The organism is Asticcacaulis sp. AC402 (genome assembly GCF_000495835.1).
In the GTDB taxonomy this organism is placed as follows: domain Bacteria; phylum Pseudomonadota; class Alphaproteobacteria; order Caulobacterales; family Caulobacteraceae; genus Asticcacaulis.
In genome coordinates, this window is sequence record NZ_AWGC01000078.1 from 1 (window position 1) to 679 (window position 679).

1 rRNA gene is annotated in these 679 nt (G+C 51.3%); it reads right to left on the minus strand.

The features are described from left to right. Positions 1 to 106: 106 nt before the first annotated feature. Positions 107 to 679: ribosomal RNA gene (locus tag ABAC402_RS38945) — 16S ribosomal RNA — on the minus strand; the annotation flags it as partial.

A 679-nucleotide genomic window follows, 5' to 3' on the forward strand; every position in this document is an offset into this window, starting at 1 on the left:
CCTCTAGACGAAGGGGACACGACACCGTACTTTTATGACGCTTTTGCTCGTTACTTTTTCATCAGACAATCTGTGTGAGCACGCCACGCGAACTAATATCTTTAGGTAAGGAGGTGATCCAACCGCAGGTTCCCCTACGGTTACCTTGTTACGACTTCACCCCAGTCATGAATCACAAAGTGGTAAGCGCCCTCCCGAAGGTTAAGCTACCTACTTCTTTTGCAACCCACTCCCATGGTGTGACGGGCGGTGTGTACAAGGCCCGGGAACGTATTCACCGTAGCATTCTGATCTACGATTACTAGCGATTCCGACTTCATGGAGTCGAGTTGCAGACTCCAATCCGGACTACGACATACTTTATGAGGTCCGCTTGCTCTCGCGAGGTCGCTTCTCTTTGTATATGCCATTGTAGCACGTGTGTAGCCCTACTCGTAAGGGCCATGATGACTTGACGTCATCCCCACCTTCCTCCAGTTTATCACTGGCAGTCTCCTTTGAGTTCCCGGCCGAACCGCTGGCAACAAAGGATAAGGGTTGCGCTCGTTGCGGGACTTAACCCAACATTTCACAACACGAGCTGACGACAGCCATGCAGCACCTGTCTCAGAGTTCCCGAAGGCACCAATCCATCTCTGGAAAGTTCTCTGGATGTCAAGAGTAGGTAAGGTTCTTCGCG